The 18,178-nt window shown below is 58.7% G+C and carries 20 protein-coding genes; 9 read left to right on the top strand and 11 right to left on the bottom strand.

The annotated features are described in order from the left end of the window. Positions 1 to 282 precede the first annotated feature (282 nt). The 3 genes from hemL to Q1J88_RS05780 form a co-directional block, all read right to left on the bottom strand. On the bottom strand, positions 283 to 1,560 hold the full coding sequence (hemL, locus tag Q1J88_RS05770) for a glutamate-1-semialdehyde 2,1-aminomutase (protein WP_301116621.1): 1,278 nt from the start codon (positions 1,558 to 1,560) through the stop codon (positions 283 to 285). Between the two features lie 165 nt (positions 1,561 to 1,725). After that, positions 1,726 to 2,400, bottom strand: coding sequence for a thiamine phosphate synthase (gene thiE, locus Q1J88_RS05775; RefSeq protein WP_301116622.1), 675 nt, complete (start codon positions 2,398 to 2,400; stop codon positions 1,726 to 1,728). Further along, positions 2,393 to 3,229 carry a bifunctional hydroxymethylpyrimidine kinase/phosphomethylpyrimidine kinase gene (locus tag Q1J88_RS05780; RefSeq protein ID WP_301116623.1) on the bottom strand — a complete coding sequence of 279 codons (837 nt, stop codon included), beginning with the start codon at positions 3,227 to 3,229 and terminating at the stop codon, positions 2,393 to 2,395. Before Q1J88_RS05780 ends, thiE begins: the two co-directional genes overlap by 8 nt. A 156-nt stretch (positions 3,230 to 3,385) precedes the next feature. On the opposite strand from Q1J88_RS05780, the gene Q1J88_RS05785 reads away from it, so the two are divergent. The 4 genes from Q1J88_RS05785 to Q1J88_RS05800 all read left to right on the top strand — a co-directional run bounded on the left by Q1J88_RS05785 (position 3,386) and on the right by Q1J88_RS05800 (position 5,509). After that, complete coding sequence (locus Q1J88_RS05785) at positions 3,386 to 3,550, top strand: rubredoxin (protein ID WP_026068197.1); 165 nt, start codon at positions 3,386 to 3,388, stop codon at positions 3,548 to 3,550. Positions 3,551 to 3,590: 40 nt separating this feature from the next. After that, the gene (locus Q1J88_RS05790) at positions 3,591 to 4,181 is read left to right on the top strand and encodes a YqgE/AlgH family protein (RefSeq protein ID WP_301116624.1); all 591 of its coding nucleotides are present in this window, start codon (positions 3,591 to 3,593) and stop codon (positions 4,179 to 4,181) included. Further along, positions 4,174 to 4,572, top strand: a complete 399-nt coding sequence (gene ruvX / locus Q1J88_RS05795) for a Holliday junction resolvase RuvX (RefSeq protein ID WP_301116625.1) — start codon at positions 4,174 to 4,176, stop codon at positions 4,570 to 4,572. The genes Q1J88_RS05790 and ruvX overlap by 8 nt, the downstream gene beginning before the upstream one ends. A 142-nt stretch (positions 4,573 to 4,714) precedes the next feature. Then, complete coding sequence (locus Q1J88_RS05800) at positions 4,715 to 5,509, top strand: 1-acyl-sn-glycerol-3-phosphate acyltransferase (RefSeq protein WP_301116626.1); 795 nt, start codon at positions 4,715 to 4,717, stop codon at positions 5,507 to 5,509. Positions 5,510 to 5,512: 3 nt separating this feature from the next. On the opposite strand, the gene Q1J88_RS05805 is transcribed toward Q1J88_RS05800, so the two are convergent. The 8 genes from Q1J88_RS05805 to mpl form a co-directional block, all read right to left on the bottom strand. Next, positions 5,513 to 6,364: a symmetrical bis(5'-nucleosyl)-tetraphosphatase gene (locus Q1J88_RS05805; RefSeq protein ID WP_301116673.1), complete on the bottom strand. Its 852-nt coding sequence runs from the start codon at positions 6,362 to 6,364 to the stop codon at positions 5,513 to 5,515. Further along, positions 6,364 to 7,542, bottom strand: coding sequence for an LPS export ABC transporter permease LptG (gene lptG, locus Q1J88_RS05810; RefSeq protein ID WP_301116627.1), 1,179 nt, complete (start codon positions 7,540 to 7,542; stop codon positions 6,364 to 6,366). Before lptG ends, Q1J88_RS05805 begins: the two co-directional genes overlap by 1 nt. Positions 7,543 to 7,666: 124 nt before the next feature. Next, positions 7,667 to 8,386 carry a monofunctional biosynthetic peptidoglycan transglycosylase gene (mtgA, locus tag Q1J88_RS05815; RefSeq protein WP_301116628.1) on the bottom strand — a complete coding sequence of 240 codons (720 nt, stop codon included), beginning with the start codon at positions 8,384 to 8,386 and terminating at the stop codon, positions 7,667 to 7,669. Positions 8,387 to 8,390: 4 nt separating this feature from the next. Further along, complete coding sequence (gene aroE / locus Q1J88_RS05820; protein ID WP_301116629.1) at positions 8,391 to 9,245, bottom strand: shikimate dehydrogenase; 855 nt, start codon at positions 9,243 to 9,245, stop codon at positions 8,391 to 8,393. Further along, positions 9,242 to 10,141, bottom strand: a complete 900-nt coding sequence (locus Q1J88_RS05825; protein WP_301116631.1) for an energy transducer TonB — start codon at positions 10,139 to 10,141, stop codon at positions 9,242 to 9,244. The genes aroE and Q1J88_RS05825 overlap by 4 nt, the downstream gene beginning before the upstream one ends. Before the next feature lie 6 nt (positions 10,142 to 10,147). Continuing rightward, positions 10,148 to 12,034 carry an RNB domain-containing ribonuclease gene (locus Q1J88_RS05830; RefSeq protein WP_301116632.1) on the bottom strand — a complete coding sequence of 629 codons (1,887 nt, stop codon included), beginning with the start codon at positions 12,032 to 12,034 and terminating at the stop codon, positions 10,148 to 10,150. A 121-nt stretch (positions 12,035 to 12,155) separates the two neighbouring features. Further along, positions 12,156 to 12,746 carry a YqiA/YcfP family alpha/beta fold hydrolase gene (locus tag Q1J88_RS05835; RefSeq protein WP_301116634.1) on the bottom strand — a complete coding sequence of 197 codons (591 nt, stop codon included), beginning with the start codon at positions 12,744 to 12,746 and terminating at the stop codon, positions 12,156 to 12,158. After that, on the bottom strand, positions 12,743 to 14,152 hold the full coding sequence (gene mpl / locus Q1J88_RS05840) for a UDP-N-acetylmuramate:L-alanyl-gamma-D-glutamyl-meso-diaminopimelate ligase (protein WP_301116635.1): 1,410 nt from the start codon (positions 14,150 to 14,152) through the stop codon (positions 12,743 to 12,745). Before mpl ends, Q1J88_RS05835 begins: the two co-directional genes overlap by 4 nt. Positions 14,153 to 14,280: 128 nt before the next feature. On the opposite strand from mpl, the gene Q1J88_RS05845 reads away from it, so the two are divergent. The 5 genes from Q1J88_RS05845 (at position 14,281) to prmA (ending at position 18,174) form a co-directional block, all read left to right on the top strand. Beyond that, positions 14,281 to 14,778 carry a TlpA disulfide reductase family protein gene (locus Q1J88_RS05845; RefSeq protein WP_301116636.1) on the top strand — a complete coding sequence of 166 codons (498 nt, stop codon included), beginning with the start codon at positions 14,281 to 14,283 and terminating at the stop codon, positions 14,776 to 14,778. Positions 14,779 to 14,860: 82 nt separating this feature from the next. Further along, positions 14,861 to 15,295 carry a type II 3-dehydroquinate dehydratase gene (gene aroQ / locus Q1J88_RS05850; RefSeq protein ID WP_301116674.1) on the top strand — a complete coding sequence of 145 codons (435 nt, stop codon included), beginning with the start codon at positions 14,861 to 14,863 and terminating at the stop codon, positions 15,293 to 15,295. An 87-nt stretch (positions 15,296 to 15,382) separates the two neighbouring features. After that, positions 15,383 to 15,835: an acetyl-CoA carboxylase biotin carboxyl carrier protein gene (gene accB, locus Q1J88_RS05855; RefSeq protein WP_301116637.1), complete on the top strand. Its 453-nt coding sequence runs from the start codon at positions 15,383 to 15,385 to the stop codon at positions 15,833 to 15,835. Positions 15,836 to 15,842: 7 nt separating this feature from the next. Next, entirely contained in the window at positions 15,843 to 17,189 is a 1,347-nt protein-coding gene (gene accC, locus Q1J88_RS05860; RefSeq protein WP_301116638.1) for an acetyl-CoA carboxylase biotin carboxylase subunit, read from the top strand. Between the two features lie 64 nt (positions 17,190 to 17,253). Next, entirely contained in the window at positions 17,254 to 18,174 is a 921-nt protein-coding gene (gene prmA / locus Q1J88_RS05865) for a 50S ribosomal protein L11 methyltransferase (RefSeq protein ID WP_301116640.1), read from the top strand. Positions 18,175 to 18,178: the final 4 nt, after the last annotated feature.

Here is an 18,178-nt window from a genome sequence, read left to right on the forward strand (position 1 = left end):
GCTTTGGGTATCTGCAGTTGTGACGTTGTTCCACTTTGCTGGGCCTGGTTGAGGTTCGGGTTCGGGTTCGGGTTCAGGTCAGGCCGGGCCGGGCCGGGGGGGCGCCGGGCAAGGCTAGGGCAGGGTAGGGGCACGGCACAGTACGGCAGAGCCAGAGGCAGACGCAGGTCAGACAGGTCAGGGCAGGTCAGGGCAGGTCAGGGCAGGTCAGGGCTGGGCTGGGAGAGGAAGGGGCCGGCTGGCCACTGTTTCGAGTTGCAGTGGCCCCGGGGGTTACCGTGATCAGAGCGTTTTGAAAACGGATTCGGCGGCGTCCAGGGTGGCCTGGATGACGGCGTCGTCGTGGGTGGAGGAGACGAAACCGGCTTCGAACGCTGAGGGAGCGAAGTAGATGCCTTGTGAGAGCATGCCGTGAAAGAATTTCTTGAACTGCTCGATGTTGGAGGCGGATACTTCCTCGAAGGTGGTGGGGACGGTTTCGCGGAAGTAGATGCCGAACATGCCGCCGACGTGGTCTGCGCTGAAGGGGACATTGGCAGCTGCTGCGCGTTCGGACAGACCTTGCGCCAGTTTGGCAGTCTGGGCGGCGAGCTTGTCGTAGAAGCCTTCTTCGGCCAGCAGCCGCAAGGTTGCCAGGCCGGCGGCGACGGCAACCGGGTTGCCGGAGAGTGTTCCTGCCTGGTACACCCCACCCAGGGGAGCGATGTGATCCATGATGTCGGCACGGCCACCAAAGGCGCCTACGGGCATGCCGCCGCCGATGACCTTCGCCAGGGTGGTGATGTCGGGGGTGACGCCGGTCAAGCCCTGAACGCCCTGAGGACCGGCGCGAAAGCCTGTCATTACCTCGTCAAATATCAGCAGGGCGCGATGTTTGGTGCAGAGTTCGCGCAGGCCTTCCAGGAACCCCGGGACGGGTTTGACGAGGTTCATGTTTCCGGCAATGGGTTCGATGATGATGCAGGCGATCTGGTCGCCAAATTCGTTGAATGCGGCTTCAACAGCGTCGAGGCGGTTGAAATCCAGGACCAGGGTGTGCTGGATGAATTCGCTGGGAACGCCGGCGGAAGTGGGGTTGCCGAAGGTAAGCATGCCGGAACCGGCCTTGACGAGAAGGCTGTCGGCATGGCCGTGATAGCAGCCTTCGAATTTGATGATCTTGGGCCGGCCGGTAAAGCCCCGGGCCAGGCGGATGGCGGACATGGTGGCTTCTGTGCCCGAGCTGACCAGCCGTACTTTTTCGATGGAAGGGATCCGTGCTGCCAGGGTCTCGGCGATTTCGATTTCGCCTTCGGTAGGCGCGCCGAATGAGAGCCCGCCAACGGCGGCCTCTTGAACGACACGAACGATTTCGGGGTGGGCGTGACCAAGAATGGCGGGGCCCCACGAGCCGACGTAGTCGATGTATCGGGTATCGTCGGCGTCCCAGACGTAGGGGCCTTGTGCGCGTTTGATGAAGCGCGGCGTTCCCCCAACGGAACGGAAGGCGCGCACGGGGGAGTTGACGCCGCCAGGGATGGTTTGGCTGGCGCGTTCGAATAAGGAGGCGTTACGGGACATGTTGAGAATCCGAAATAATAGAGTGCGTTCGCCGTAGTGTCTGGAACCTGGCGAATATGTCTGACTAGCTTGAGCCCATAAGCATACCAAGCGTGCCGGGTTGTTGGGCATGGTTGGTGGCCGGGAACTGACGCGCTCCGGCGGGCAGGTGTCCGGGCTTGTGGTTCAGGTTTGGTACTGGGTGAAAAGGTCGGTGCAGCGCTGCGCTGTTTCCTGGATGTCCGCGACGTCAAAAAGGCCGCTAATCATCGCAAGGCTGTCGGTACCGGCCTGGACGAGTGGGGCGGCGTTGTCGGCGGTGATGCCGCCGATGGCGACGACGGCAACCCGGGTCGCTTGCTCGGGCTCATGCAGGGCGATCAGGCGGCGGCCTTCCTGGATGTGTTCGACGGTGGCTCGCACGGCGTGGGGTTTGACTGATGATGGGTAGACGGCCCCAAAGGCTACATAATCGACGTCGTGCTTCAGCGCCTGGGCAGCCAGTTCGGGCTGGTTGTAGCACGAGGTGCCCAGAATGCGACCTGGCCCCAGTGCTTGGCGCGCCATATCCAGTGGGCCATCGTCACGACCCAGATGGACGCCGTCGGCATCCAGCCTTAGGGCCGCTTCAATGCTGTCGTTGACGATGAATAGTACGCCCAGCTTGCGGCAGAGTTCGCGCAGGGCTGCGGCTTGTGCCCAGCGCTGTTTTTCGTCGCCGGTCTTGCGTCGCCACTGAAGCACTTTCATGCCACCTTCGGCCGCTTTTTCAACCGCATGAAGCAGTCGATCGGTATCAGTCCATTCGGGGGTGATGCCGTAGACGCCGCGCGGAAAGCGGGTGGGTCGTGTGTCAATCATGCGTAGGCTCGGGAAGGGACCGGTCAATAATCCTATAGCCCATTCCGGGCTGGAAGGTGGCCGTGGTAAGTGGGGTTGCTTTCTTGAGGGCAGTTTCTACTGCAGCCGGCATGATAAGACCTCGCGCCAGTTCGAGCGCGGCGGCACATGAAAGTGGGCCATCGATGTCGTTAAGGCGGGAGGTGGGAGGCTGCCACAGCCAGTTGAACATGGTTTGTTCGGGGCCATGCAGGATATGTGCATATTGGCCTGGCCGGATTTGCGCTCCGGTGGTCAGCACCCATTGAGCACCGTACTGCAACAGGATGGTGGCCGGCGAGTTGCCTTCCGACGGTGGCAGGATGCCGTCTGATTGCCAGTGGGTCAGCAACTGGTGCTCGACGACGATCAGGTCGGCTTGTGGCAAGAGAAGCTCGAATATCGCTGCCAATACATTTTCCGGGTCGGTGTCTTCAAAGCTGTCCGAGCCCAGTGGCGCTCCCAACTGCAGCACGAGTGGTAATTGGTTATAGTCGGCGACGATTTGTGCCAGAACCCGCACGGCGTCGGTGGTGTAGAGGGGGCCGGCCTTGATGGCCTTGACGTTCATGTCTTCGAGCAGGCAACGGGCCTGATCGTCGATGAATTCAGGGGCCATGATGCATACGTCTTCGATGCTGGCGGTGTCCTGAACATGCACTGCAGTGACCACGCTTAATGCATGGCCCCCCAAGCGGGCGCAGGTTACGGCGTCCGCGGGCAGATTGCCCGAGCCGCTTGGATCGAACGGGCCAAAAAAGAGAACCAGGGGGGGAGCAGGGTGTTGCACGGATTCAAAAAGAGGGGTCAAGGGGGAAATTGAGAAGATTATTCGCAAACCTTGGCATGAATCAAGAAGCAAGGCCATTGCGTTTAGTAATATTGTCCCCATTCTAATAGAAGCACCACGACTGCGTTGACCAAATGGATCATTTGGTGCTTCATCATTTTTCTGAGAGTAACGGATATGCGTACCTGGATGTGCTTGATTTGTGGCTGGATTTACGATGAAGAGGCGGGTGTGCCCGAAGAGGGCATTGCGCCGGGCACTCGTTGGGAAGATGTGCCTCCCAACTGGGTTTGCCCGGAATGTGGTGCGCGTAAGGAAGACTTCGAGCTTGTAGAGGTGTAAGCTTGATTAAACGGCGGTTGCCGCAGACAGGAGGGATATCATGATAACCAGCAAAGATTCAGGTTCGATTCCCAGTGTCGACCTCTCCGGACAGTTCCTGCTTGCCATGCCCGGCATGGTGGGTGGTCATTTGGCCAACACGGTTATTTTCGTGTGCGAGCACACCAGTCAGGGTGCCCTGGGCCTGGTGGTAAACCGCCCCACGGACCTTACCGTTGGCAATTTGCTGCAGCGAATTGATCTCGATCTTTCCCTCGAGATCGGGCCTGTGCAGGATACGCCGGTATTTTTCGGCGGCCCGGTACAAACCGACCGTGGCTTCGTGTTGCACACGCCAATCGGCGCATACAGTTCAAGTATCAAGCTCGGCGATCTGGCATTGACAACGTCTCGCGATGTATTGCAAGAGGTGGCCGAAGGCCGTGGGCCCGAGTTCATGCTCATCACTTTGGGCTACGCGGGCTGGGGTGCCGGCCAGCTCGAAAGTGAACTGGCGCAAAATGCCTGGCTCAACGTCGAAGCGCCCAAAGACATTCTCTTTGGTGTGCCGCCCGAAGATCGGTACGAAGCCGCCTTGGGCGCCCTGGGCATCACCTTGTCCATGCTGACGGGCGACGCGGGCCATGCCTGAGGAAACTGTGCTGGCCTTCGATTATGGTTTGAAGAAAATCGGGGTCGCACTGGGAAATACGCTTACCCGGCATGCCCGCCCTTTGCGCATACTTACGCCCAGTACTCGAAAACAGCGCTTCGAAGCCATCGCACAGTTGCTTGATGAATGGCAGCCGGACCGAGTGGTGGTGGGCCTGCCGCTGATGGCCGATGGCGGCGAGCAATATCATTCCCTCAGGTGCCGCCGCTTTGCGAATCAGCTGCACGGGCGCTTTGGTATTGCCACCGAGCTCGTCGACGAGCGCGGCTCCAGCGTCGAAGCGCAGCGCGTGCTGGGCAACCACGATGACGATGATGCGATGGCCGCCGCCATTATCCTGCAACGGTATTTCGACACGCTGCCTGGCTGAACCTGTTTCTGCAACCACGCATGCTAGGTTGGAGAGGCTTCGGGCCGAGGGTTATCGACAAAAGGCAACATGAGCGAAAGGTAATATCATTACGCCCTGTGAAACCGAACCATGCCTTCCGCGTCGTAACAGAGAGTCCAATTTGAGTTTCTTACGTGTCTTGCTCAGGCTGCCCTTCATTCTGGTGTGGCTTGTCTCCAGCCTTCTTTCGGTTGCTACCATCTACCCAATTGTCACTCCCGCCCTTCGCGGACGCATGAACCGCGCCTGGTCCCGGACACTCGTATGGTTATGCGGGGTGAAGGTTACTGTGGTGGGTCGGCCGCCCATGCAGGGCTCGGGTCTGTGGGTGTCGAACCATGTTTCATGGATTGATATCTTCATTCTCGCGGGGGTTCGCAGCGTTTTCTTTGTCGCAAAGAGCGAGATTCGTCGCTGGCCGGTGATAGGCTGGCTGGTCGCCAAGGTTGGAACCGTTTTTTTGCACCGGGGGCAACGGCATGCCGTGCGAGAAGTCAGCGAAGAAATTCAGCGCCGCTTCGCGCGTGGTGAAGTGATTGGATTGTTTGCAGAGGGCACTACTTCGACGGGTTTCGATGTGCTGCCGTTTCATGCAAGTCTGTTTGATCCGGCAATTCGAGCCCAGGTGGCGATTCAGCCAGTGGCCCTTCGATTCATGTATCGCGGACTGCGCAGCGATTTCGCGGCTTTTGTGGGTGAAGAAACACTGGTCGCGAATTTGTGGACCTTGCTGCGCGCCAGCGGTGTACAGGTCGAGGTTGTGTTTCTGCCCGTAATCACCCCTGAGCAAAGTCAGGAATGGGGTCGCAACAGGGTCGCACGGCATGCCGAAGAGATGATCCGCGAGGCGGTGCGTGTGTCAGACCGCACCGATCATGTGTGCGAATCGCAGACCCCTATGAGCCGTTCTGCCTGAAGGTCAGCGCAAAGTCTGGGGGTCCGGGTTGTTGTCTGCGCAATCAATCTGAACAACCTGACGATCGTTCAGTCGGACAGCAGTAAGTTTGCGACCCCATACGCATCCGGTATCTACGCAGATGACATCCGGACGCAGCAACAAGCCCAAGGTTGACCAATGACCAAACACGATGGTGGCTTCATCTCGGGTGCGTCTGCCCGGGGCGTCGTACCAGGGCAAAAGCCCTGACTGTTTCCAGTCCGCTTCTGTGGGTGCCAGTTTGTGATTAAAGTCCATGCGCCCCGTAACGTCGCACATGCGCAGCCGCGTCAAGGCGTTAATGACGATCCGCTGGCGTTCCTCGTCGCCCAGGTTGGGATGCCACTGTGCCGGCTCGTTGCCGTACATGTGCTTGAGCCGGTCCGGCCAGTCGGGTGCCCGCAGCGCTTGTTCAACCTCATGCGCCAGCTTCAAGGTGTCGCTGACGCTCCATTGGGGAAGGACCCCGGCATGCACCATCAGATGCTGGTGCGCATAATGGGCCAAGGGACGATGGCGCAACCAGTCCACCAGGGCGTCAGCATCCGGCGCGGCAAGGATGTCGTCGTACGTGTCGGACTTGCCGGGCTTGCGCAGGCCGGCCACGATGCCAAGCAGGTGAAGATCGTGGTTGCCAAGCACACAGACAGCATCGTCGCCGAGGGCCATGACCTTTCGCAGGGTATTCAGGGAGTCAGGGCCACGGTTGATGAGATCACCGGCAAACCAGAAACACGGCCTGTTTGAGGCCTGGATGTCAGGGTGGTCAAGCAGGGCGTTCAACGAACTGCAGCAGCCCTGAAGGTCGCCGACTACCCAGATGTCCCGATCCATCATGCGGCCGCCTTGCTCCACGGCCAGCGGCTGATGAACAGGCGCCGCATATTATGCTGGTTCTCCATGAGAACCAGGCTTCCGAAAGCCAGGAATAGTGCGGCCAGGTTGGGCACCAGGGCAGTGACCCAAGGCTGCCAGCGACCAAGCATCCCTACGTTAAGGGCAAGCTGGTTGATCATGAAGAAGCCGACTCCCAGCAAAATGCCGATGAACACCTTGCCTCCGACACCACCACGTCGTGTCTGCATGAAGGCCACCGGCGCCGCTATGGTCATCATCACGAGCAGGGTAAACGGGTAGGCGATCTTGCGCCATAGGGCCACGATCTGCCTTTCGGTCTGCAAATGATTGCTCTTGAGGTAATCGATGTAATCCAGCAGCACCGAAATGGACATGCGCTCGGGAGTCAGGATGCGCGCGATCAGGCGCTCGGAGGTGAGCGTGGTAGTCAGTTCCCGGGACTCAACCTGCTCGGTGCGAGTCAGTGGGGTGGCTGGGGCCTGGGCATTGGCCAGGGCCATGAGCGCGTTGTCGTCGATAAGTGTTTCGCTGACATCGGCAAGCACGAGCGTGCCCTCGTCGAAGTAGCCGTCGTTTGCCCGGGAAAGTCGCGCCAGTTCTTGATTCGGGCGAAATTCATATACGGTCACGCCGCTGACGCCGCCATTGGCCTTCAGCTCTGAAATGTTGATGATGCGGTCGCCTCCCAAACTGCCTTCTTCCTTGAACCAGTAGCCGCTGTTGAGGCGTCCGCCTCCGGCGCGTCCCAGCAATGTGAGATTGGCTTCACTGTGCCTGATTTCAACCGCGGGAGTAACCACCTCGGACAGTACAAACGCACCTATCATCCAGGGCACGGTAATGACCCACAGCATGGCAAGCAGTTTGATGCCGCTGACGCCGGACACTCGCAAGATGACAAGCTCATTGCGCTGGGCCAGGCTTGCCAGGGCCAGGATTGCCCCGATCAGCAGTCCGATGGGCAACAGCTCGTAGAGGCGAGCCGGCAATTGCAGGGCCTGCAGATAGAACAGGTTGAGCAAGGTGAACTTCGAGCCCACGTTGTCCAGTTCTTCGATCAGGGCGAAAAATGTAAACAGACCTACCAGAGCCAGCAAGACGACGGCGCAGGAGCGATAGATTTCGCGGGCAAGATATCGACGGGCGGTACGCATGGATGGCAGTGGAAGGGATAAACCAGAAACGGCTAAACCGAAAGCTTAACAAATGAAATCGATGGCTCGGCGGTTTTGTTCAAAGTGCTTTGCAATGGCTGGTATCAAGACGTCCGGCACCAGATCAGGGAATCTGAACCAGCCTCATGCGAGCTTGTATGGTTGAAGTACGGGAACGCAGGTAAGAAGTGACTCCGCGCTTGTCGTAATAAGCAGGATTGGGCAGCATGGCGGCAAGTCGGGCGGACTGCGAGGGACCCAGTTGTGCCGCTGTGGTGCGATAGTAGTGCGCAGCAGCCGCTTCGGCGCCAAAAACGTTCACCCCCCATTGTGCCAGGTTCAGGTAAAGCTCAAGAATACGCTCTTTGCTCATCACGGATTCAATCATGTAGGCCAGCACCAGCTCCTGGCCCTTGCGCCAGTACGAACGGGATCCCGATAAAAACAGGTTCTTGGCCAGCTGCTGGGTAATGGTGGAACCGCCACGCATCCGGTTGCTGCCTTCGTCCGCCTGCCGCCGGTTGTACTGCCATGCCTTCTTGATGGCTTCCCATTCCACACCGGTGTGCGTAAAGAAATTGGCATCTTCCGAGGCAACGACCGCCCGCTTGAGATTGTTGCTGATGCGCTCATAGGGAACCCATTCATAGTGGATGATCGCGTCGGGATTTTCGCGGCGCAGCTCTGCGCGGGTTGCTTTCATGAAGGCGCTGCTGCTGGGATCATGAAAGCACAGCCATATCACCATGACGAATAGGCCGAATTGATACAGAAGAAAGGCGAACACGGCCAGCAGCAAGGCGCTCAATACGACCTTGGTTTTGGAAATTCGCCTTTGCGTCATCGATTCAGCCTTCTTGCATGGTTGCGCGCAACGCGGACAGGACGGGGCCGGTTTGGGGGCGCACGCCGTTCCAGATCAGGAAGGCTTCGGCGGCTTGCTCCACCAGCATTCCCAGGCCGTCCGACACAAGCTGCGCCCCGGCACGAAGGGCCTGATCCATGAACGGAGTAGGTTGTGGGCCGTACATCATGTCGTAGGCCAGGGCTCCTTGGGCGTATGTGACTCCTGCCAGCGCCGGTGCTTCGCCTGCAAGACTGCTTGAAGTGGCGTTTATCACAATATCCCATTCACCCTGGGCCTGATCAAGGCCGCCACTGGACAATCTGGAAGCGTAGTGCGGCAAGTGCTCGGCAGTGTGCTTGCCCAGGTCGTGTGCCCGGGCGGCATTGCGATTGACAATGTGCAGGGTCTGACAGCCGGCGTCGAGCAGGGGAAACAGGACGCCTTTTGCCGCGCCGCCGGCACCGACCAGCAATACACGCTTGTCCTGTACGTGGATGCCCAGCCGGGTAATGTCAGCCAGCAAGCCGACTCCATCGGTATTGCATCCACGCAAAGTTCCGTCCTGCATCCAGAGTGTGTTGACGGCACCGGCAAGCCTGGCCCTGTCCGACAGTTTGTCGCCGCATAATTCGAAGGCTTCTTCCTTGAAGGGTACGGTGACGTTCAGCCCCCATCCGCCTGAACTGAAGAAATCGGTGACAGTCCGCTTGAACTCATCAAGCGGACTTTCGAGCAGGCCGTACTGCAGGGAGATTCCGGTCTGACGACCAAATTGCTGATGGATGGCCGGCGAACGGCTATGTTTGACGGGGTTGCCGACCACGGCAAAATGCCGGAGGGGGGCCGTGTTGTTCATGGGTTCTCTGTTATTAAACGATTATTGGTGAAATGCCAAGTGCGTGTGATGGCGAGCACGTCGGTATGGCGCGCAACGGCTTCAGGCAAGGGTGAAAATGGTGCAGCAAGCTGAACGATGCGTTGTGCGGCCAGGTTCAGGACGGCATGTTCGGAAGGCTGATCGATTTCGATGCGAAGCAAGTCGCCATTGCTTTTGATATATGCCGTCAGGCGAAGTTTGCCATAGACTTTTCCTCGCGCCTCGGCAGGATAGTGTTCGGTACCAACCAGCTCGATCCGTTCACGCCATGCTTCGACATACTGGGCATAGTCGGCCTCTTGGGCGGCGGGCCCTACGAACTGCTGGCGTGGGCGGGCGTTATACCTTTCTATTTCGGCCTTGATTGCACTGATCCGGGCGTTGAGCACCAGGCTCTCCTGTACCATGTCGTCTTCTCCGGCATCGTCGGATTGCTGCAAAAGGTCGGGCCTGTTGCGGGCGTCCGGTACGATTTGCAACGCTTCCAATTGAGCATAAAGGCGTTCCTGCTCGGATTCCAGCTGAGCCTGCCGCTTGCGCAAGGCTTCGAGCACCATCTGGTCGGGTGAGTCGGCCGCTGTGCGCGGCAAGGGAGAGGCTGCGACCGAATGACCGCCATCGCCTCCCGCATTGATTTGCTGTTGGGCGATAACCTGGGGCTCGGCCGGAGCCGCTTCGGTGCGCGCATTTACCAAGGTGACTTCCAGGTGACTGAGCGACGGGGCCTTGGCAGGCGGCGGAGTGTGAAACCGTAAAGCCAGCATTGCGGCATGAGCACAGATGGATATCAAAAGTGCCAGCGGCAGATATCCCCCACGGCCGTGTGGCCGTGAAATAAGCGTCCATATCAGCAAGGGGCCGGAGTGGGCATTCATGACTCGTCAGGGTTCGACTGCTCCCAGATACCGGCAGTGTAATTCGACAGTCAGTTCGTCGCACCCGATGATTTCCAGCTCGACCAAGCGGCCGCGCTCAAGCTCGGGCAGGCCCGGAACCCGTGTGACGAGTGGCAGGCAGTCCAGGCGCACAAGGTCGTCACGTAAAACCTGGCCGCGCACCTGCTTGACGTCATGTTGTTGCAGCCAGCGCAAGCACCAGTACCGTTCGATTGTGGTCTGGAAATCGCCCCAGGCGGAATATTGGGAGTCGAAGGCTCCGATAATGGCGTATAGATCCGCTTCTTTGGGCTTGAACGGTGCCACCAGGCGTGCTGATACGCCATGTTGGGCAGCAGCAAGTATTTGTCCCTGGTTGATGAGGTCGACGTAGCGACGAAGCGGTGACGTCGACCAAATATATTGGGGAACCCCGATGGCTTCGTGAGGTAGCGCCTGTGTGGACATGCGGACGCGACCTGCCTGCTGTGACCGGTAGATGCCGGGAACCCCGTGCTGTGCCAGGAGCCCACCCCAATGATTATTGGCCAGGATCATGTATTCGGCGACCAGACGATCAAGGGGTGCATCACGTCGACGGGGCACAATGCGAATGGTGCTGTCGGGGTCATCCGGGGAGCCTTCAAGGTGAAACGAATATTCAACCCGCGTGTTGTTCTCGGTCTTGCCGCGGACTTCGTCGCGTTGGGCACTAAGCAATTTGGCAAGGCGCCACAATGGACGCAGCCAGTGCCCATAAGGAAGCTCGGCTTCCGGATTGTCCAGGGTTTCTTCCGTTACCCAATCGTCCAGGTTGTGGATGCGCAGATTCTCACGTACGTGGAGCATTTCCACGCGCGTTTCGGTTTCGAGAATCTCTCCGGTGGTCAAGTTCGCGGTGGCATACAGGGAAAGCGCGGGTCGAGGCTTGTCGGCATTAAGCGAAAAGCGTTGAATGAGCGCGTCGGGCAGCATGGGGATTTTTTCACCCGGTGTGTACACCGTCGACATGCGTGACCGTGCGATTTCATCAAGCACAGTGCCGCGCCTTATCGCCAGGGCGGGTGCAGCGATGTGTACCCCGACCCGAACGATGTCGTCCGAAACCGTCTGGACCGACAGAGCATCATCGACTTCAATGGTCGAGGCGTCGTCTACGGAATAAGCCTCGACATCTGCCATGGGGAAATCCCAGTCTTCCGACGGAGGCTCAATGTCGGGAAAGCCCGTGCCTTTTGGAAAGTTCTGCGTCAAAAAGCGATGCCGGTGCAAAACCAGGGGATTTGGCCACGCTCCCAGGCGAAGCAGCATTTCTTCCGGGCTGGTGCCTGTCGTGGTGCAAGCGGCGTCGAATGCTTTCCATTCGAGCGAGTTTTTGTCTGGACGGGCCAGGAAAGTCATGGCCACTGCGGCGATGGCCTCCGGCAGATGGCCGGCGACCATCTGATCGGTCCATTGCTGCTGCTGCTCGGCTTGCAGGCGTTTTTTTTCGATCGCCGCCAAGGCAGCCTGCAATATGTCCGGAGGAGCGGGGCGGTAGCGTCCCTTGCCGCGCCTGTGAAAATAGGCCGGGGCGCTATTCAGGGCGAAGATCAGTGCTGCTTTCTCGACAGCCGTCGGAGCATGGCCAAAATACTCTTGTGCAAACTCCTGCGCATCAAACTCTTCCTGGGGCGCGCATTCCCATAAAAAGTCGATTTCGAGAGTCTGGGCGAGCGAACTTGCCTGCTCGAGCAAAGTCGCCGGCTCGGGTTGATCAAAGGAGAACAGAACATTGGTCTTCTTGATCTTGCTTCGTTTGCCCGATGCGGCTTCAACCTGAAGCGTGGAATCGCTTTCAGAAAAGATTCGTTCGGCTTTGAAATTTCCGCTGTCTTCGTAGAGAACGTACATAAATCGAATGATAGGTGACCTGGGCCACCGGGAGAGTGATTGGAAGGCGTCACGGAAACGAGCGGTTGAACCGCCTGAAAAGAGGCGCCCGGCCTGGACTGTTCTGGTCTGGCAAATCGTACTAGTGTTTTTCAGGTTCCAGAATGAAGCTTAGTATTTCAGGCATCCATTGCTCAAAGTCGGAGATGCCATGATCGCTGCCCTGAACAATACGGCCATGGCTGCCGGCGTACCACTGCGCCATTTCCTGCCAATCCAGGACTTCATCGCCCGTACAGGCCAGTAAAAAGTAGCGCTTCGGATCGCTTGGCGGATCAACCGCCATTGCTGCCAGTTCGTCGATGTGCTCTGGCAGGAAAATGAAAGGCTTGTCGCTATGGTACTGCTTGTGTTCCCCGACCTGACTTGCCAGGTCGCGCGCCGCATGTACTACGGGATTCAGCACCACTGCACGGCACTGGTAGGTTTCTGCAAGGCACGTTGCATAATAGCCGCCCAGCGACGACCCGATGACCGTCAGTGTTGTTGCCGGTTGCCCACCGGCGTGCTGCTCGACCAGACTTTTTGCCAGCGCTATTGCCTGGGCCGGACTTGCCGGCAGCTGGGGGCAATGCCATTGGTCTGACAAACCCCGTTGCTTCAGGGCGGAGGCAAGCAGGGTGGCCTTGGTTGATGCCGGTGCCGAGCGAAACCCATGTAAATACAGGATCATGCCCCACCACCTTCGGAAATTGCACGGTTCTGCTTACCCGCTGTGGTGAGATGATCAAGTATTTTTTGATGAACTCCACCGAAGCCGCCGTTGCTCATGACCAGGATGTGATCCCCCGATTGCGCGTGCGCAACAATGTCGCTTACCAGGGCATCCAGATCGGAGTGTGAGCAGGCGCGATCTCCAAGCGGTGCCAGTACTTTTTTCGGGTCCCATCCCAAAGCATGCTTGCCTTGCGTCTCGCCGTAACAGAAGACCAGATCGGCGGCACGCAGTGATTCCGGCAAGCGTTCTGCCATGGCGCCAAGCTTCATGGTGTTGGACCTGGGTTCCAGCACGGCCAGGATCCGCGCTGTTCCCACCTGCCGGCGCAAGCCGTCCAGGGTGGTGGCTATCGCCGTCGGATGGTGCGCGAAGTCGTCATACACCGAGATCCCGTCAACCGTCCCGCGCAATTCCATGCGCCGTTTGATGCCTTCGAAGCGGGATAGGGCCTGGATTCCGATTTCGGGGCGTACGCCGGCCTGCTCCGCCGCGGCCAGGGCAGCCAGGGCATTGAGCCGATTGTGCGCACCGGTAAGCGTCCAGGTTACGGTTCCCACCGGCTTTTCCTCTAGCCGAACCTCAAAATGAGTGGGGTTGCCCGCCACCTCGCGTGCGCTCCAGCGACCCCCGGGCCCGAAGGTCTGCACGGGCGTCCAGCAACCGCGACTTATAACGCCGTCGAGCGCGGGGTCGTGGTGCGGCCGGATGATGGAACCCGAGGCGGGTATCGTGCGCAACAAGTGATGGAACTGCGTCTGGATGGCCGCCAGGTCAGGAAAGATATCGGCGTGATCGTATTCCAGGTTGTTCAAAATGGCCGTTCTCGGGCGATAGTGAACAAATTTCGAGCGCTTATCGAAGAATGCAGTGTCGTATTCATCGGCCTCGATGACAAATAGAGAACTGCCTGCATCATATCGGGCGGAGACTTCCAGGCCGGGGGCAATACCGCCAATCAGGAAGTTCGGCTTTTTTCCCGCCTCGCGCAGCACCCATGCCAGCATTGAACTGGTGCTGGTTTTTCCGTGGGTGCCCGCCACGGCCATTACGTGTTGCCCTCGAAGGACTGCCTCACCCAGCCATTGGGGTCCGGATGTGTAAGGCAGATCCTGGTCGAGGATCGCCTCCATCAAGGGGTTGCCCCGGCTGACCACGTTACCCACGATATACAGGTCCGGCCGCAGGTCTGTCTGGGTGGCAGCGAACCCTTCGATAAGCTCGATGCCTTGCTCTTCGAGCTGGGTGCTCATGGGGGGATAGACGCCTGCGTCACAGCCGGTGACCTTATGGCCGGCCGCCCGGGCTATCAGGGCCAGGCCACCCATGAATGTGCCGCAGATGCCTAATATATGTAGATGCATGGTGTTCCTCCAGGCGGTATTGTAGTGATTCTCGCGCAGCTGCAAGTCCCTTCGCCTGTCAGGGAGTGTTCAGGTGCAATGGTAAAATCGACCTTCATGAACAAGAAACCCTTTTCTCGGGGGGCGCCATGAACCGGCGCACCTTTCTACTGCGCACTGGCTCGCTGGCAGGTGCGGGTCTGGCATTGTCGTTTCCCTTGCCGTCGTTTGCTGCCGATTCCCTGTTCGGTGAAAGCCTGCCCGACGTGGACGGAGTACAGCAGCCGCTCAACCAATGGTTGGGCAAGCCGGTTGTAGTGAATTTTTGGGCGACGTGGTGTCCTCCTTGCGTCAAGGAGATGCCCGATCTCGAAGTACTGCATCATAAATACCCAGAGGTCAATTTCTTGGGCCTGGCTGTGGATACTGCCGTAAATGTTCGCAAGTTCAATGAAAAAGTACAGGTCAGCTACCCGTTGCTGTTGATCGGCCATGCCGGAATTCAGCGGATGCGCGACATGGGCAATCGTGCAGGAGGCCTGCCATTTACGGCTGTATACGACGCCAAAGGCCGGGTGGCGGAAACCATTCTGGGCCAGGTAAAACCTGACGAGCTCGAAAAAATTGTTCAAGGCCTGTTGTCGTAGAACGCGCGAAAAACAATGGTTTTCATGGACAAACACCCCCTTTTCGCGTAAAAAGACGGTCTAACCCTTGAACACATCCAACATGGCCCGAAACATTCTTGTCGTGCACGGCCCCAACTTGAATTTGCTCGGCACCCGCGAGCCGCAAGTTTACGGCCGCCAGACATTGGCCGAAATCGATGCCCGTCTCAAGCAGCTGGCTGACGAAAATGGCGCCAAGTGCTCGACGTACCAAAGCAATCACGAAGGCGAACTGGTTGATCGCATCCAGGCCGCCGCCGGCGACGGTACCGATTTCATTATCATTAACGCCGCCGCCTATACGCATACCAGCGTAGCCGTGCGCGACGCCCTGGCCGGGGTGGCAATTCCGTTCATCGAAGTGCACCTGTCCAATGTCTATAAGCGAGAGCCCTTTCGCCACCATTCCTATTTGTCCGACCTGGCAGTGGGAGTTGTTGCGGGTCTGGGCGCCTTTGGCTACGAGGCTGCGTTGCAACACGCCATGGGCGCTTAAGTATTTACTTGCCGTTTTTATTTTTTATCAATTTTTCGTTCGCTGCAGCCCAAGCCGGCTTTAGTGAGCTGATATGGAAAAGTCTGTATGGACCTCAGAAAACTCAAGACCCTGATCGACCTCGTCGCCGAATCGGGTATTGCCGAACTCGAAATCACCGAAGGTGAGGGCAAGGTACGCATCGTCAAAGCTGTCCCTCCTGCACAGCAAGTCGTGTATGCTGCCGAGCCGGCTCCCGCACCCGGCCCGGCACCGGCGGCGGCCGCTCCAGCTCCCGCCGCCCCGGCTGCGCCTGCTGCTCCGCAGGGGCATGTGGTCAAGGCGCCAATGGTCGGCACTTTCTATCGTGCCCCCAATCCAGGAGCGTCACCATTTGTCGAAGTGGGTCAATCGGTCAAGGAGGGTGAGCCTCTGTGCATTATCGAGGCCATGAAGTTGCTTAACGAAATCGAGGCCGACAAGGCCGGCGTCATCAAGGAAATCCTGGTCGAGAACGGCGAACCCGTTGAATACGGCCAACCCCTGTTTGTCATCGGCTGAGCCATCCATGTTTGAAAAAATCCTCATCGCGAACCGGGGCGAAATTGCCCTGCGTATTCAGCGAGCTTGCCGCGAACTGGGCATCAAGACCGTCGTCGTGTATTCCGAAGCCGATCGCAATGCCAAATATGTGCGTCTGGCTGACGAAGCCGTGTGTATCGGACCGGCGGCTGCTCGCGACAGTTACCTCAATATGCCCGCCCTGATTTCGGCGGCTGAAGTCACCGACGCCGAAGCGATCCATCCCGGTTATGGCTTCCTTGCCGAAAATGCCGACTTCGCTGATCGGGTTGAGAAAAGCGGTTTTGTCTTTATTGGTCCCCGTCCTGAAACCATTCGCATGATGGGTGACAAGGTCAGTGCCAAGCTGGCCATGATCGAAGCAGGCGTGCCGGTTGTGCCAGGCTCGCCGGGCGCGTTGCCGGACGATCCGGCCGAAATCCAGCGCATGGCTCGCGAAATCGGTTATCCCGTTATCGTCAAGGCGGCGGGCGGTGGCGGCGGACGTGGAATGCGAGTGGTGTACACCGAGGCTGCGTTGTTGAACGCAGTATCCATGACCCGGACCGAAGCCGGAGCCGCATTCGGCAACCCCGAGGTCTACATGGAGAAGTTCCTCGAGAACCCTCGTCATATCGAGATTCAGGTTCTGGCCGACGGCGGGCGAAATGCTGTCTGGCTGGGCGAGCGTGATTGCTCCATGCAGCGCCGTCATCAGAAAGTCATCGAAGAAGCACCAGCGCCGGGTATTGCCCGCCGTCTTATCGAGCGAATTGGCGAGCGCTGCGCCGAGGCATGCCGCAAGATGGGTTATCGTGGCGCAGGTACGTTCGAGTTCCTGTACGAAGACGGCGAATTCTTCTTCATCGAAATGAATACCCGGATTCAGGTCGAGCACACCGTCACCGAGATGATCACGGGTATCGATCTGGTGGTTCAGCAGATACTTATAGCTGCCGGCGAAAAGTTCACCTTGCGTCAACGCGATGTGCAGTTCCGCGGACACGCCATCGAATGCCGGATCAACGCCGAAGATCCATTCAAGTTCATCCCCAGTCCCGGAAAGATTACCAACTGGCACACGCCGGGCGGGCCCGGGGTGCGCATGGATTCCCACGTATTCAGTGGTTACACCGTTCCGCCACATTATGATTCCATGATCGCCAAACTGATTACATACGGCGATACGCGTAGTCAGGCTATCGCCCGTATGAGCATTGCCTTGTCCGAAATGGTGGTAGAAGGTATACAGACCAACATTCCGTTGCACAGCGAACTGATGCACGACGCGCGCTTTGTCGAGGGTGGTACCAGCATCCATTACCTCGAACACAAGCTGGCTCAGCGTTCTTAAAAGCGAATAGGGCAGATGCCCCGCCATGACGGTTCATGGTGGGGCTCCAATACAGGGTAGATACATGCGTGAACTTGTCCTGCACTGCCGGGAAGCCCAGGCCGAAGCACTATCGGATGCACTACTTGAGGCTGGTGCCTTGTCCGTTTCGGTGGAAGATGCCGACAGTGATACCGAGGCAGAGCAGCCCCTGTTCGGCGAGCCCGGCCTCGAGCCTGAGGTTCGCGCCTGGAGACGCAACCGGGTTGTGGCGTTGTTGCCAGATGGGGCCGACCCCGAGCAGATTCTTGAGCAGGCAGGCTCATCATGCGGTCTTGATCTCATGGCCAGCGCCTGGTCCACCCGCGAGGTGCCGGACGCCGATTGGGTCAAGCTGACCCAGGCACAGTTCGGCCCCATTCACGTTGGCGACCGACTCTGGATCGTGCCCAGCTGGCACCGTGACGATCCAGACGTAGCGGCAGCTCACGACCCGGACTCCCCCGAGGCGATCCGAATCGAGCTTGATCCGGGTCTTGCATTCGGAACGGGCAGCCATCCCACCACGCATCTGTGCCTGGAGTGGCTGGAGGCAAATCTGGAGCCGGGCCAGACTGTCCTGGATTACGGTTGTGGGTCGGGAATTCTGGCGATCGCCGCCAAACTTCTTGGCGCCGGATCGACGCTTGGAGTCGATATCGATGAGCAGGCAGTGCGGGCCACCGAGTACAATGCTCAAGTCAACCGTTGCGAGGTGCGCGCGCTATTGCCTGATGCCTTGCCTGAAGGGCAGCACCAGGTCGTAGTGGCAAACATTCTGTCCAATCCCCTAAAGGTGCTGGCGCCAATGTTGGCCAATCGTGTAGCGCCCGGCGGACGCCTTGTGCTTTCGGGTGTGCTAGAACGACAGGCCGACGAAGTTGCCGCGGCCTATGCCCCCTGGCTCGAAATGAGCGTGTGGCGTTCGCGTGACGGATGGGTGTGCCTGAGCGGGCAGCGCGCCTGATAAA

Source organism: Pusillimonas sp., from assembly GCF_029263785.1.
Taxonomy (GTDB): Bacteria; Pseudomonadota; Gammaproteobacteria; order Burkholderiales; family Burkholderiaceae_B; genus Pusillimonas.

Coding starts and splice junctions, on each gene's coding strand:
- Q1J88_RS05790 (WP_301116624.1), top strand. CDS start 3,591: ATGATAACCAGCAAAGATTCAGGTTCGATTCCCAGTGTCGACCTCTCC.
- Q1J88_RS05835 (WP_301116634.1), bottom strand. CDS start 12,746: ATGATCCTGTATTTACATGGGTTTCGCTCGGCACCGGCATCAACCAAG.
- aroE (WP_301116629.1), bottom strand. CDS start 9,245: ATGAACAACACGGCCCCCCTCCGGCATTTTGCCGTGGTCGGCAACCCC.
- Q1J88_RS05845 (WP_301116636.1), top strand. CDS start 14,281: ATGAACCGGCGCACCTTTCTACTGCGCACTGGCTCGCTGGCAGGTGCG.
- Q1J88_RS05805 (WP_301116673.1), bottom strand. CDS start 6,364: ATGGATCGGGACATCTGGGTAGTCGGCGACCTTCAGGGCTGCTGCAGT.
- aroQ (WP_301116674.1), top strand. CDS start 14,861: ATGGCCCGAAACATTCTTGTCGTGCACGGCCCCAACTTGAATTTGCTC.
- thiE (WP_301116622.1), bottom strand. CDS start 2,400: ATGATTGACACACGACCCACCCGCTTTCCGCGCGGCGTCTACGGCATC.
- accC (WP_301116638.1), top strand. CDS start 15,843: ATGTTTGAAAAAATCCTCATCGCGAACCGGGGCGAAATTGCCCTGCGT.
- ruvX (WP_301116625.1), top strand. CDS start 4,174: ATGCCTGAGGAAACTGTGCTGGCCTTCGATTATGGTTTGAAGAAAATC.
- hemL (WP_301116621.1), bottom strand. CDS start 1,560: ATGTCCCGTAACGCCTCCTTATTCGAACGCGCCAGCCAAACCATCCCT.
- mtgA (WP_301116628.1), bottom strand. CDS start 8,386: ATGACGCAAAGGCGAATTTCCAAAACCAAGGTCGTATTGAGCGCCTTG.
- lptG (WP_301116627.1), bottom strand. CDS start 7,542: ATGCGTACCGCCCGTCGATATCTTGCCCGCGAAATCTATCGCTCCTGC.
- accB (WP_301116637.1), top strand. CDS start 15,383: ATGGACCTCAGAAAACTCAAGACCCTGATCGACCTCGTCGCCGAATCG.
- Q1J88_RS05825 (WP_301116631.1), bottom strand. CDS start 10,141: ATGAATGCCCACTCCGGCCCCTTGCTGATATGGACGCTTATTTCACGG.
- Q1J88_RS05830 (WP_301116632.1), bottom strand. CDS start 12,034: ATGTACGTTCTCTACGAAGACAGCGGAAATTTCAAAGCCGAACGAATC.
- Q1J88_RS05785 (WP_026068197.1), top strand. CDS start 3,386: ATGCGTACCTGGATGTGCTTGATTTGTGGCTGGATTTACGATGAAGAG.
- mpl (WP_301116635.1), bottom strand. CDS start 14,152: ATGCATCTACATATATTAGGCATCTGCGGCACATTCATGGGTGGCCTG.
- prmA (WP_301116640.1), top strand. CDS start 17,254: ATGCGTGAACTTGTCCTGCACTGCCGGGAAGCCCAGGCCGAAGCACTA.